We start from the raw sequence: 13,404 nt of genomic DNA on the forward strand, positions 1-13,404 counted from the left end.
CGATTCTGCGGAGGTAATAGCTTCTTCAACACTGCGGCTTTTCGTTCTTCGGAATAGCGTGGCATGAATGCTCCCATGCCGCCCCTGGATTATTAAATTCAGGCGAAACCGCCTACTGGACAACTAGGCTGACAGAGGGGGCCGGCATGCCGCCCGTGCTGCTGGAGAATTTCCGGCGCATGATCAAGAAACCCCACGGTATGATCCTGGTCACCGGCCCCACAGGTAGCGGTAAAACGACCACCCTGTATGGGGCACTGACGGAACTGAACCGTCCGGAAGTGAAGATCATTACCGCAGAAGATCCGGTGGAGTACCGGCTGCCAAGGATTACCCAGGTTCAGGTAAACCCGAAAATCGGTCTGGAATTCGCCAGCGTTTTGCGCGCCGCCCTGCGCCAGGACCCTGACGTTATCCTGGTGGGGGAGATGCGCGATCACGAAACCGCAGAAATCGGCCTGCGCGCAGCCATGACCGGTCACCTGGTGCTCTCCACCCTGCACACCAACGATTCCATCAGCAGCGCCATGCGTCTTATCGATATGGGTGTGGAGCCTTTCCTGGTAGCCAGCTCCCTGCTTGGTGTGGTGGCCCAGCGGCTGGTACGTAAGGTATGCGATAACTGTCGCGAAACCTACGAACCCACCAGCCAGGAAAAAGTCTGGCTTGACCAGTTTGATCTCGACCCACTGGATCTCGAAGCCGGCTTTGTTCATGGCAGGGGCTGCTACCAATGCAGCAATAGCGGATACCGTGGCCGACTGGGTGTCTACGAAATGCTGGAAATGAACGAAGGCATGTTGGATGCGCTGCGCCGCCAGGACCTTTCCGCCTTTACCCGGGAAGCCCGCCGAAGTCACCTGTATCGCCCACTGGGGCTGTGCGCCATGGATTTTGCCCTCCAGGGGATTACCACGCTGGAAGAAGTGGCGCGGGTGGCCGCCACCTCGGAAGGGGACATTTCTCTGGAGGAAGTGCCGGTGCTCTCGCAAACCCGTGGCAATGGTGCGCAGCACCCTGCGGCCAGTGAGGGCGGTGCCTGATGCAGTTCAGTTATCGGGGTAAAGACAGCCGGGGAGCTGTCCAGCAGGGTGCGCTGGCCGCACCGAGTCCGGAAGCGGCAGCGTCCGAGCTTATGCGACGGGGTATTACGCCTCTGTCCATTCGCGAGCAGGACCAGAGCGAATCCCTGGGCGAGCGACTGAACAAAATGCCGATTTTCCGCAAGAAAATCAGCCTTGATGAACTGATAGTGTTCTGCCGCCAGATGTATGCGCTGACCAAGGCCGGCATCCCCTTGATTCGTACCATGCGGGGGCTGGCGGATACTACCCGCTCCCAGGTGCTCAGCGAAGTACTGGACGATGTCACCGACCGACTGGAGGGTGGCTCGACCATGGCGGCTGCCATGCAGGCCCACCCGAAGGTCTTTTCCGAATTGTTTATCGCCATGATCCACGTGGGGGAGAATACCGGGCAACTGGATGAGGCGTTCAAGCGTCTGTCGGACATTCTGGAACTGGAACGGGATACCAAGCGCCGCCTCAAACAGGCCATGCGTTACCCCATGTTCGTGGTGATTGCCCTGTTTGCCGCTTTGATGGTGGTGAATTTCCTGGTGATCCCGAAGTTTGCGTCCGTCTTCAACAAACTGGGTGCCGACCTGCCGTTCCTGACACAGGTGCTGGTGGGCACATCCAACTTCCTGCTGGGTTACTGGTACATCGTGCTGTTTGGTATCGCTGCCGCCGGGCTGCTGGTACGTCAGTGGAAGCAGACCGAGCAGGGGCGGCTGACCTGGGATCGCTACAAGCTGAAGGTGCCCATTATCGGGCCGCTGATGGAACTGATTACCCTGAGCCGCTTCGCCCGCAACTTTGCCAGCATGCTGTCGGCGGGCATGCCCGTGACCCATGCACTCACCGTTGTGGCAGATGCTACGGATAACGCCTGGATATCAAGCCACATCAAGGAGATGCGGACTGGCATCGAGCGTGGCGAAAGCCTGCTGCGCACGGCCCGGCAGAGCGAGATGTTCACGCCACTGATCCTGCAGATGATTGCTGTGGGCGAGGAGACAGGCTCTGTGGATGACATGCTGGTGAACGTGGCGGATTTTTACGATGAAGACGTGGACTACGGCCTCAAACGCCTGGCGGAATCCATCGAACCGATACTGATTGTGGCCATGGGCATACTGGTTCTGATTCTGGCGCTGGGTGTGTTTCTGCCCATATGGGACCTGGGGGCTGCTGCCATGGGGCGCGGTTAAGGTATGGCCCGGCAGCCGCTATCGGATGCCAGCAGTATGAAGAGTGAGCGCTGGCTCCGAAACCTGGTTGCACTGGCAATACTGTTTTTTCTCTGGTGGTTTTTGTTGGGCGTACTTGAGCGAGAGGTCCGACGAGCAGAGGAACAGGCCGCCAACATGGTGATCAGCCAGTTGCGATCTGCGCTGGTGATCAAGGGGGCGGAAGTCATGCTTGACCGGCATGGCAGCCTGGAAGAACAGGAAGGCATCAACCCCTTCGAGTTGATAGACCATCAGTGGGGAAGCTACGCCGGCCAATGTAAGGGGCGCGTGCCTGAGCCAGGCGCCTGGTGCTTCAGGAACAGAACACAAAAAGAAACAGTAAAACAGGGTAGTGGGTGGTTAATTTATAACCCACGGCAGCCGATAACCATACAGAAGCGGCAAGCAAACACAGGTGAGCCCCTGGCCTGGAGAGTGACCACAGAATTTGCAGACCGCAACCAGAACGGAGAGCGGGAGCAAGACGAACGATCAACTGGCCTCAGACTGATGCCAGTGTCGTTACAAGAAGACTCAGTGGGTACGCAAAGTGCGGCACGCTGACGAAATGAAACCAGTAATCAAAAATCAGAAACCGGGTATGGGGCAGACTATGAAAGAGATAAACGAAAAACGGAAACAGCGGGGTTTTACGTTGATTGAGCTGGTGGTCGTGATTGCCATCCTGGCGATTTTGGCGGCGTTTGCGTTGCCTAGGTTTGCGCAGCTTTCGGAGCAGGCGCATCAGTCCAGCATCCGGGCGACAGCTGGTGCACTGAGTGCAGGTGTGGCACTCGTTAAAGCACAGTGGGTGGGCAATGGTAATACCGGAGCAGTTGCGGCTGTTGAGGGCTTTGGAAACAACAACGTTGCCGCTAACGCCGAGGGCTGGGCAACTTCCACAAATGGCAACACCGGTGCGCCGAATGCCACCCGCTGCCTGCAGGTGTGGCAGGGGTTGTTGCAGTCCAATGCGCCTGTGGCCGCGACAAGTGAAGCTGCTGACACGGAATACCTGGTCAGCCTGTCCGGGGACAACTGTGAGTATGAATACCTGCTTGATGAACAAGGCAGCACCATCGTGTATGACACAGACACCGGTGAAATCACTACAACGATTAACTGATCAACTGGTCAACTGAACAACCATCAACAAAGCAAATGGAGAAGACTATGAATGTAATGACTTCAATGGCATCAAGAAAAGAGAAAGGTTTCACCCTGATCGAACTGGTCATGGTGATTGTGATTCTGGGTATTCTGGCGGCGTTTGCGTTGCCGCGGTTTGCGGATTTGGGGGGTGATGCCAGAACGGCGACCATCCAAGGTGCGCGCGGAGCGGTGACGTCTTCGGTAAGTATTGCTCGGTCAGCATATTTGGCCAACGGCGAATCGACGCCAGTAGATCTTGATGGCGCGGATATTACGATGTCTAGCGATGGCTATCCCGCGATCCAAGGTGCTACTGATGAAGGCGGCATTCGTGAAGCGGCTCAGCTAAGCGCGGAGTTTGATGTATCGGCTGCAACGGATGGGGAGACAACCATTTCTTTGCTGGATGGTGACGATGCTGCAATTGAAAACTGTTCATTCACATATAACGAACAGACCGGTGCGGTTTCGGAAGCTACTGTAAATGGTTGCTAGCATCATAGGTCGGATTAGCGAAAGCGTAATCCGACAAATCTGATCACCGGTTCCACCCAAAGTCGGGTTACGCTTTCGCTAATCCGACCTAGGTTTTGCGTTGGGTGGCGGCCGGGAATCCGGGAGAGGGGCATGACAATAAAGAACGCCCCGAGGTCGTCGGGGTTCACCCTTGTTGAGCTGGTTATGGTCATCATCCTGATCGGGGTTCTCTCCGCTCTGGGTGTTGGCCTGTTTGCCGGCCGTTCTGCCTTCTCTCCGTTGCTGGTTACCCAGCAGCTTGCCTCCGCCACGTTGCTTGCTCAACAGGCAGCGCTGGCGGGCCAGCCTAATGCCTCCCTGCGAATTGAACACCCGGCTGGTGGTGGGCCGCTCTTTAAGGCTCAATTCGACCCTGATGGCGACGGGGCAAACCCGCCCATCGTTATTCAGGAATTTACCATGCCCGGGGGCGATGTATCGGTAACTTTGGATGGCATGGTGCTACCAGTGACGATTGGTTTCGATAAGCTCGGAGCGCTGGATGATCGCAATAATAGATCCATTGATATCTCTGGCGAAACCAGTTTCACAATTTGCTTGAGTTCACTGGGTGCGGTCTATCAGGGGGAGTGCGATGCCTCCTAGATGTCTGTCCCGGCAACACCAATACGGCGCCACGCTGGTGGAGTTGGTGATGACCATCGTGATCATCAGCATTGCGATTGCGGGGGTGGTCGGTGCTTTTTCCCTGATTGTGGGCAGAAGTGCGGACCCGCTGAATCAAAGCAGGGCGGTATCTCTGTCCCAGTTATATATGGACGAAATACTCGCCAAAAAATTTGCCGAGAGCTCACCGGTAGGCGGCGGTAAGGTTTATAGTAGTTCAGCTGCAAACTGTGGGAACTTAGGCGCTGATGGCAGTGAATCGCGCGCTACCTATAATGATGTCGATGATTACAATGAGCTGAATAACGTATCTCCTGAAAACAGTGAAAGTGATCCACTAAGCGGCTACACCGCCTTTCTGGTTTCGGTCTCCGTTCGATGCGCCGGAAGCGAACTTGGCTTCGCCGAGAACTATCAGGCGAAACGTATCGATATCACGATTGTCGATCCCTCCGACAATAGCTATCTGTTTAGCGCCTACCGAGGGAACTTCTGATGCCACGGCAACAGGGCTTCACGTTGGTAGAGCTGATCATGGTGATCGTGCTACTCAGCGTTGTTGCCACGATCTCTGTGCAGTTTGTCGCGCTGTCCACCCGTGGAGCCATTGATGTAGGCGATCGCCAGCAACGGGCGTTGCAGGGCGTAGTGCTCAGTGAACAGGTGACTCGTGAAATCCGTGAAGCCTTTCCTCTGTCGGTGAGGGAGAACGGAGAGTGCCTGGAATGGCGGCCGATTCTTCGTGCCACAGGCTATGAAAAGCTGCCGACTGGGCCAGATTTCGATCAAGTACAGATCCTGCCATTTGGCACCATTATCCCCGAGGGCGCTCGCCTTGTTGTTTACGGTTACGGCTCAGCCCGTAGCGACCTTTATGGAAGTAATGATCCTGGCCCCGTCTCGCCACCGGTTAATAGGGTGGAGCTCACGGATACCACTGTGACTTTCCGGGGAAGCGATCAGGAGCATCGTTTTCGGGAGCGCTCTCCTCTAAAGAGAATTTACGCGGTTGGAGACCGGATCAGTATCTGTCAGGGACAGGGAACCAATGGTCGCTGGCTTTATCGCTACAGCGGCTATAGCCATGGTGCCGATCAGCCAACGACCAGCGAGCTGGCGGGGAAATCCGGACGCACCCGTGAAGTCATGAGTGCTGGCCTGGTTCCTGGCAGTCTGGACCTGAGGGTAGAGCCACCCTCCCTGAACCGGGGCGCTTTAGTGCACTTCTCATTCGAATTGTCTGATCCGGACGGTGATGAAACCACTGAAGTTAGTCAGGAGGTGCAGATTCGCAATGTGCCCTGAACGAAAGCTTTCGAAACAGGCAGGCGCCGGTCTGCCTATCGCCCTGTTCTTAATAACTGTCCTGGCGCTACTGGTGGTGGGGATGGCACAGTTGCAGGAAAGCTCCGGTCGGTCCATCAGCCTGCAGATCCAGTCCCAGCGCGCTTTTTTTGCAGCAGAGAGCGGCGGTCAGGTCGGTGTTAGCAGGGTTCTGGCTGACCCGGATAGTCTTCAATGTTTTGCCAACGATACCATCAACTTTTCCAGTCCAGGACTGGGCGGTTGCAGCGCGGTACTCCGTTGTTCGGATACGGGGGGAAGTGGCCTTTTTGAGGTGACCAGTGAAGGCCGTTGTGGCAGTGGTCAGGAAAGAGCATCCCGGACGGTGGAGGTAAGGTTGAGGTGAGGCTGTTCACGTTTGCTAAGTCTGTGATGGAGCGTCAAACGGGGTCCCTGGTGTCGGTACTGGCATTGCTTGTGCTAATGCTGGGAGTCTTCTCACCAAAGGCGTGGGCACAGGACCCGGTAGCGTTCTGGCAGATGGATGAAGGCCAGTGGAGCGGCGACGCAGGAGAGGTCATAGACAGTTCGGGTAACGGCAACAACGGGACGGCGCGAACAGCAGGCAGCAGTAATTCATTCCCGGACACCATTGATGCGAAAGTCTGTCGGGGCGGATGGTTCCGTGGGCAGGGCTATGTTGAAGGTGGTGTTTATAACGATGCCCAGCACTATGTCGAGATTCCGGACAGCAACGAACTGTCCCCTCTGGCGACCACAGCCGAAATGTCCATATCAGGTTGGGTCCGTCTGGACGATCGCAGTGGCACCCAGACGGTTGTGCACAAGGGGGGCGGTGGCCAATCCCAGGAATACAACGTTTCGTTTGAGAATGGCCGTCTCACGCTCACACTGTGGAATAGATACGGGAGCGCAACCTCCCTCCGTCTGAACAGCCGGGTTAGCGAAGGCCAGTGGTATTTTTTCTGGGTCCAGGCAAGCCGCTCTAGCTTTTTCAACGTTTTGTATCCAGTGGATTTTCAGGTGGCGCTTTTAGATGACAGCGGAAATGTTGTTGCCAGTAACGGTGATACCGACTGGACTTCTTTCGATAGCGACTACACAAACAAGCCGTTCAATACGCCCCTTATCATCGGCGGGACCCGGTACGGCTCTGGCAATCCAACCAGTTTTCTGAACGGTACACTGGACGAGTTGTACATCCATGATACGGAGCTTTCAACGAACGAGGCCCAGGATTTGGCACTCAACACAAGGCCGTGTTTATCCCCAGAACCCTTGACTTGTGCCAGCGATGCTTTTTCCGGCGCGGCTCTCTCCGAAGACTGGGTAACGTCCGTGTCTGGAGGGCAGTTTACCCCACAGATTGTTAATGGCCGACTTCGTCTAACCGAGGATGTTGGCAACCAGGCAACGGCAGCAACCTACCAAAGGGTCTTCCCCGGAGCCGATAACCTGATTCGGGTCGAATTTGATTACTACGCATATGACGACAGCACTGGAGCTGATGGCATCGCGGTGGTTTTTTCTGACGCCTCGGTGACACCACAGGCAGGCGGTTATGGCGGCTCACTTGGTTATGCGCAGGCGCCAGATGGTAGCGGAGGCTTTGCCGGCGGCTGGCTGGGCATCGGGCTTGATGAGTACGGCAATTTTTCCAACGATAGCGAAGGCCGGGAGGGAGGTAACAATGGACGCACGCTGGATTCCGTGGCTGTACGTGGTGCCGCTCCAGATTACGCGTTTATTGCGGACACGGGGGAGCTTCAACCAGGCATTGATGCCAACAACGACAATAACCCTTATCGATATCGCATTACCATTGACTCTCTGAACGGCAAGACTCCGGTCCTTACCGTTGAGCGTAACGGTAGGGGGACTGGCAATAGCTATGAACTGCTGATTCAGGAAACTCTTACCGGACAGCCGGTGATTCCGGAAAACCTGTTTCTTTCACTAACTGGGTCTACCGGCGGCTCAACAAACATTCACGAACTCGATAATTTGGAGATCTGCGCTGACAAAGTAGGGTCTGTCCAGAACCTTGTGGATCACTTTGAGATTGAGCATGGTGGTACGGGACTGACCTGCAGTCCACAGGAAGTGACGATCCGAGCCTGCGACAATGTAGACTGCAGCCAGTTGTTCCCTGATCCGGTAGAAGTGACCCTGGCACCTACGGGGTGGGTAGGGGGCGACACCTTCACCTTCACCGGCGAGGCAACACCCTCTTTGCGGGTGACTACCCCGCAAACTGTGACGCTGGGTGTGGCAAGCTCCGTGCCAGGCAGCGTGGCTTTCTCCCAGACACTGTGTGACAACGGAACCAGTGGTCTTGCCCCGACCAATTGCGACATGACGTTCTTCGACTCCGGATTCGATATTTCGATTCCGGATCACATTTCCGATACCACGGTTTCGGCGAGCATCGCAGCAGTTCGCAAAGATGACATTGCCGAGCAATGTGTGCCTGAGTTTTCGAGCGAAACAAAGTTAGTTGCACTCTGGTCGAATTATGTTAACCCCTCCTCAGGCACCAGGAGTCTGTTTGTTGAAGGCAACGCGCTTGAGGATTCACCGGGTGCGACGACGCCGTTGCAGTTTGATGGCAACGGCGTGGCGACGGTCGGAGTTCGCTACCCGGATGTTGGGCGTATGCGACTGAATGCGCGCTATGAAGGTTCGGGTGAAGATGCGGGGTTGGTCATGGTGGGGGATGGCGCGTTTGTGGTTCGCCCTGATCATTTTGAGCTGGATATACCCGGCAATCCTGCGGCAACGACCGTACAGGACGGCAATGACTTTGTATCCGCCGGTACCGATTTCGAAATCCGGGTGTCGTCAATCAATGCCAGCGGCAATGTCACTCCGAACTTTGGACGGGAAACTCCGGCGGAGGCGGTAGCCCTCGAGTCTTCACTGGTTGCGCCAGGCGGCGGGGATTCACCGCCATTGTCCGGCGCGTTCGGTGCTTTCGGTGAGGACTGCAGCGGCGATGCGATAACGGGCGGAACGGCATGTGGCCAGTTTCAGTGGCCCGAAGTCGGGATTATCCGCATTACTCCTTCACTGGTTAGTGAAAACTACCTGGGTACGGCCGATGTCGCAGGTGATCCCATAAGTCACGTTGGTCGTTTTATTCCCGATCGGTTCAACGTGATCGTGGCCGAACGCGGAGAAGTGGAGCCGTTTTGCACGGTATCCACAGCATTTGCCTATGCTGGCCAAGACCTTAACTGGCAGGCAGGCCTGGAGCCAAGGCTGACACTGGAAGCCCTGAATGCCAACGGTACTCTGACCCGAAATTACACCCTGGGTGATTTCCAGCGGTTAACCACCGGTAGTCTCTCCCGCTCACCGAGCAGCTCGGACCTCGCTGCAGTGGATACACTCGGAAATTCCTTCCCCGTTTCCGCAAATCTTGACCCGCCCGGGTTAGCAGTGATTGAGCGTGGTCGGCTGCAGTACCAGTTTTCATCGAGCGACCAGATCAACTATACGAAAACCACTCAAAGCCGGGTGCCGCCATTTACGCCGAACTATCGAATCAGTTTAATCGGGTTGATGGATGCTGATGGCGTTTCTTCCCCTCAGTTGCCCGTTGCCATTGATCCGAATTTTGCGTTCGAGATGATGTATGGCCGGTTGCAGATGGAGAATGCCTACGGGCCGGAAACGTCTAACTTGCAAATTCCCTTCCGGGCGGAGTACTTCACAGCCAACGGGTTCACGCTCAATACGGCGGATAGTTGCTGGCTCTATAACACAGCAACAACAGTCACTCTGGATCAGTCCGGGCTGAGTGGTGGCAGTACATCTGTGGTAGCAGCCTCGGGCAGTTTGGAGGCAGGAATTCCTGTACCAGGTAATGAGTTAATTCTGTCTGCCCCTGGAGAAGGAAACCGGGGTAATGTCCGGGCGACGTTCTCCGTCCCGCTCTGGTTGCGCGGAGATTTTAGTGAGGATGGGGCGCTGGAAGACCCGTCGGCTCTTGCCACTTTCGGCGTCTACCGTGGCAACGACAGAATCATTTACTGGCAAGAAGTCTTGAATTGACACCATTGAAAAGAACGGGTGAGATGAAAATTCGCATCTGACCCCAAAAACTCAACGAAGACTGCTAGTTCATCAGTCGTCCTCCCCCTCCGGATGATCCATCCCCAACTCATTAATCTTCCGTGTCAGCGTATTCCGCCCCCAGCCCAGCAGAATTGAAGCATCCCGCCGCCGCCCGCCGGTATGCTTCAGGGCCGTCTCGATCATAATGCGTTCAAACTCCGGAATTGCCGTATCGAGAATCGCCTTGCGCCCCCGTTTTAATTCCTGCTCGGCCCAGTTGCGCAGGCCTTCCTGCCAGGTCTGGCCTGTCGCGGGTGCTTCCGCCTGCTGCATGAGCTCCGGCGGCAGGTCATCAATGTGTACTTCGCGGCCACTGGCCATTACGGTCAGCCAGCGGCAGGTGTTCTCCAGCTGTCGGACGTTGCCGGGCCAGGGCAGGGTGGTGAGGTATTCTTCCGCTTCCGGACGTAGCAGTTTGGTTTCGACCGCCAGTTCCTTGGCGGCGCGTTTGAGGAAGTGCTCCATCAGGCGGGGGATGTCTTCCCGGCGTTCTGCCAGTTTTGGCAGGTGTACCCGGATCACGTTCAGTCGGTGGAACAGGTCTTCCCGGAAGGTGCCGGCCTGTACCAGTTTTTCCAGGTCCTGGTGTGTTGCCGCAATGATGCGTACGTCCACCTTGATAGGCGTGGTGCCGCCAACCCGGTAGAACTCGCCATCCGCCAGTACGCGCAACAGGCGGGTTTGAGTATCGGCAGGCATGTCACCAATTTCGTCGAGAAACAGGGTGCCGCCGTTGGACTGCTCGAATCGCCCCTGTCGCGCAGCTGCAGCGCCGGTAAATGCGCCTTTCTCGTGGCCGAACAGTTCGGACTCAATCAGGTCTTTGGGGATGGCGGCCATGTTCAGAGCGATAAACGGGCGGCTGGCACGTGGGCTATGGTTGTGCAGCGCCTGAGCCACCAGTTCCTTACCGGTGCCGCTTTCACCGTTGATCAGTACGGTGATGTTGGAGTGTGACAGTCGTCCAATGGCCCTGAACACTTCCTGCATGGCGGGCGCTTCACCAATGATCTCGGTGTTGCGCTGGGAGCTCTCTGCCTGGGGTTCCGCTGTGGCTTTGCGTTCGTGACTGTGGGCCACCGCCCGCTTCACAAGCGCAACGGCGTCATCCACGTCGAAGGGCTTGGGAAGGTATTCGAAGGCACCGGTCTGGTAGCTGGTTACCGCGCTTTCCAGGTCGGAATGGGCCGTCATGATGATCACCGGCAGATCCGGGTGGGCCTCGACAATCTGGGAGAGCAGGGTGATGCCGTCCACGCCGGGCATGCGGATATCGCTTATGATGGCGTCTGGCTGTTCGTGTTCCAGCCGCATCATGATGCTTTCGCCGCTTTCAAAAACCCGGGGTTGCATGCCGGCCTGATTCAGGGCGCGCTCCAGCACCCAGCGTATACTGCGGTCGTCGTCAATTATCCAGACGTTTGCCGGTTGGCTCATTGATTGTCCTCCAGGGGAAGGAAGATGATGAAGTCGGTTTCGCCGGGCTCGCTCTCACATTCAACCAGCCCGTGATGTTGCCCGATGATGCTTTGGGTGATGGACAGGCCAAGGCCGGTGCCGCTCGCCCGTCCACTGATCATCGGGTAGAAAACGTTTTGCAGCAGGTCCGGTGGTATGCCCGGCCCGTTGTCGATGACATCCACACGGCAAACAAGGCGGTGGCGCTTGTGGCCGATGGTGAACTGTCGAAGCGCGCGGGTGCGGAAGGTGATGGTTGGTTGTTCGTCGCCGGTCATCTCTGCCTGGTTTTCGAAAGCGGCTTCCATGGCGTTCCGGGCAATGTTGAGAAAAGCCTGGATAAGCTGTTCCTTGTCACCCTGAAACTCCGGAAGGCTGGGATCATAGTCGCGGCGGAAATTGATCCGGCCGCGGCTCTCGGCTTCCAGGAGAGTCTTGACCCGTTCAAGCACTTCGTGAATGTTGGTGAGGGCCAGTTTCGGTGCTTTGTTGGGGCCTAGCATTCTGTCTACCAGGGACCTGAGGCGATCAGCTTCTGCAATGATCACCTGGGTATATTCCTTCTGCCCTTCATCGTTCAGTTCCCGGTCCAGTAACTGCGCGGCTCCCCGAATTCCGCCAAGTGGGTTCTTGATTTCGTGGGCCATGCCCCGCACCAGGATTCGGGTGGTTTCCTGCTGGGAGATGATGTCCTCTTCCCGGCTGATGCGCAGCAGCCGGTCCCGTGGCTGTATTTCGATCAGCAGTTCAGCGGGGTCCAGGCTGATGGGAGAAACCGAGTAGTCAACGGTCAGCCGCAGGCCGCTTGTAAGCACGAACTCGGCTTCACGGCGAGTGTAGGACTGACCGTTTTCCGCTGCGGCGTACAGGGTTTTGAGGGCATCTTCCGAATCGATGAGAATGTCCTTGATCGGCGCGCCCTGGCTGCGGGTGATACTGGTTTCGAACAGGCTTTCGGCGGCGGGATTCAGGTACTGGATCTGCAAGCCTTCTCTCAGCACGATCACCGCTGTGGTAAGGCTGTCCAGTATGCTTTTATATCCGGCCGGTATTGCCATGCTTCCATCCCTTTTGGTGGGCAATGCTGAGTACTCACGCAGTTTTGCAAAAAGCGAACCACATTGGAGGATCGCAGCATTGAAAGTGCGCATTTTACGGGCATTGCGGTTTGACGGCCCGTTAATGCGCCGTTGTGTAGTGCATAAGTATCATGGCGCCACTCAGAACGCTGGCTGGACGCCCTGCGAATGATCAGAGTATGGCTGCTTTGTGGTGCGCGCGCACTAAAATAGTGCGCTGCATGAGGTCAGGTGACAAGCGGAGGCGAAGCAGTCCAGGTATTCGCGCGCTATCCGGGAGAGAGGTGGAAAGACTCGTCAGTTGTTAACGCTGGGCCGGTGGATGGTAAACGTTATGGTCTCGCCGCTTTTCACAGTGACACCGTCGCTGTCTATGATGTTGACTCCGGCGTCGTGGGTGCCCCGGTAGACGTTCCGCACCATAACGGTTCCGGACTCGCTCTGGCCTACCGGCTGGCCGTCCAGGGTCACTTCGTATTTGTGATTCTTCCGCAGCGAAGGCGAGCTGGTGACCTGAAATTCAACGTTGCCACTGCCGCTGTGAAAGGCCTCATCATCGCCAGGTGCGACAAATGTCACGCTGTCATACGCCGCGCCTTCCTGTTCGACCTTCGCCCTGAGCTTCTCCGGTTCCCGGACAGCCTCCAGCTTGGGTAGAGTAACAGTGGTTACCGGCTTGACCTTGATCTCCTCAGCTTCCGTGCCCTCTGCAGGTTCATCGGTGTATGTGACGTTGCCCTGGGCATCAACCTGGCGATACACCTCTGCGGAAAGCGGGAAGGCGAAAAAGGCAAGAATGCCTGCGACATATGCGAGCCGTGGTTTCATAGATACAGCCTTTCTGTTGTTTATCCG

General features: G+C 56.5%; 12 protein-coding genes and 1 pseudogene. 10 read left to right on the plus strand and 3 right to left on the minus strand.

Going from position 1 to position 13,404, the window contains the following annotated elements; genetic code table 11:
* Nucleotides 1-134: 134 nt before the first annotated feature.
* From ABJM11_RS19775 to ABJM11_RS19820, 10 genes and pseudogenes are all read left to right on the plus strand, one after another.
* Nucleotides 135-1,043: pseudogene (locus ABJM11_RS19775) on the plus strand (GspE/PulE family protein); the annotation flags it as partial.
* Entirely contained in the window at nt 1,043-2,272 is a 1,230-nt protein-coding gene (locus ABJM11_RS19780; protein WP_348292759.1) for a type II secretion system F family protein, read from the plus strand. The pseudogene ABJM11_RS19775 and the gene ABJM11_RS19780, both read left to right, overlap by 1 nt.
* 36 nt (nt 2,273-2,308) lie before the next feature.
* Entirely contained in the window at nt 2,309-2,857 is a 549-nt protein-coding gene (locus ABJM11_RS19785) for a hypothetical protein (RefSeq protein WP_348461500.1), read from the plus strand.
* 49 nt (nt 2,858-2,906) lie between these two features.
* The gene (locus ABJM11_RS19790) at nt 2,907-3,419 is read left to right on the plus strand and encodes a prepilin-type N-terminal cleavage/methylation domain-containing protein (RefSeq protein ID WP_348292761.1); all 513 of its coding nucleotides are present in this window, start codon (nt 2,907-2,909) and stop codon (nt 3,417-3,419) included.
* A 47-nt stretch (nt 3,420-3,466) separates the two neighbouring features.
* Entirely contained in the window at nt 3,467-3,940 is a 474-nt protein-coding gene (locus tag ABJM11_RS19795) for a type II secretion system protein (RefSeq protein WP_348292762.1), read from the plus strand.
* Nucleotides 3,941-4,072: 132 nt separating this feature from the next.
* On the plus strand, nt 4,073-4,567 hold the full coding sequence (locus tag ABJM11_RS19800; RefSeq protein WP_348292763.1) for a prepilin-type N-terminal cleavage/methylation domain-containing protein: 495 nt from the start codon (nt 4,073-4,075) through the stop codon (nt 4,565-4,567).
* Nucleotides 4,557-5,084: a prepilin-type N-terminal cleavage/methylation domain-containing protein gene (locus tag ABJM11_RS19805; RefSeq protein ID WP_348292765.1), complete on the plus strand. Its 528-nt coding sequence runs from the start codon at nt 4,557-4,559 to the stop codon at nt 5,082-5,084. The genes ABJM11_RS19800 and ABJM11_RS19805 overlap by 11 nt, the downstream gene beginning before the upstream one ends.
* Nucleotides 5,084-5,893: a type II secretion system protein gene (locus ABJM11_RS19810; protein WP_348292767.1), complete on the plus strand. Its 810-nt coding sequence runs from the start codon at nt 5,084-5,086 to the stop codon at nt 5,891-5,893. The genes ABJM11_RS19805 and ABJM11_RS19810 overlap by 1 nt, the downstream gene beginning before the upstream one ends.
* Nucleotides 5,883-6,278, plus strand: a complete 396-nt coding sequence (locus ABJM11_RS19815; RefSeq protein ID WP_348292768.1) for a hypothetical protein — start codon at nt 5,883-5,885, stop codon at nt 6,276-6,278. The genes ABJM11_RS19810 and ABJM11_RS19815 overlap by 11 nt, the downstream gene beginning before the upstream one ends.
* Nucleotides 6,275-9,949 (plus strand): DUF6701 domain-containing protein, encoded by a 3,675-nt coding sequence (locus tag ABJM11_RS19820; protein ID WP_348461501.1) that lies wholly within the window; start codon nt 6,275-6,277, stop codon nt 9,947-9,949. Before ABJM11_RS19815 ends, ABJM11_RS19820 begins: the two co-directional genes overlap by 4 nt.
* A gap of 72 nt (nt 9,950-10,021) precedes the next feature.
* On the opposite strand, the gene glnG is transcribed toward ABJM11_RS19820, so the two are convergent.
* The 3 genes from glnG to ABJM11_RS19835 all read right to left on the minus strand — a co-directional run bounded on the left by glnG (nt 10,022) and on the right by ABJM11_RS19835 (nt 13,377).
* Nucleotides 10,022-11,449, minus strand: coding sequence for a nitrogen regulation protein NR(I) (glnG, locus tag ABJM11_RS19825; protein WP_348292771.1), 1,428 nt, complete (start codon nt 11,447-11,449; stop codon nt 10,022-10,024).
* Nucleotides 11,446-12,528 (minus strand): nitrogen regulation protein NR(II), encoded by a 1,083-nt coding sequence (glnL, locus tag ABJM11_RS19830; RefSeq protein WP_348292772.1) that lies wholly within the window; start codon nt 12,526-12,528, stop codon nt 11,446-11,448. The genes glnG and glnL overlap by 4 nt, the downstream gene beginning before the upstream one ends.
* Before the next feature lie 318 nt (nt 12,529-12,846).
* Nucleotides 12,847-13,377 carry a DUF4124 domain-containing protein gene (locus ABJM11_RS19835; RefSeq protein WP_348292773.1) on the minus strand — a complete coding sequence of 177 codons (531 nt, stop codon included), beginning with the start codon at nt 13,375-13,377 and terminating at the stop codon, nt 12,847-12,849.
* Nucleotides 13,378-13,404 lie beyond the last annotated feature (27 nt).

The organism is Marinobacter sp. (assembly GCF_039977835.1).
GTDB lineage: Bacteria > Pseudomonadota > Gammaproteobacteria > Pseudomonadales > Oleiphilaceae > Marinobacter.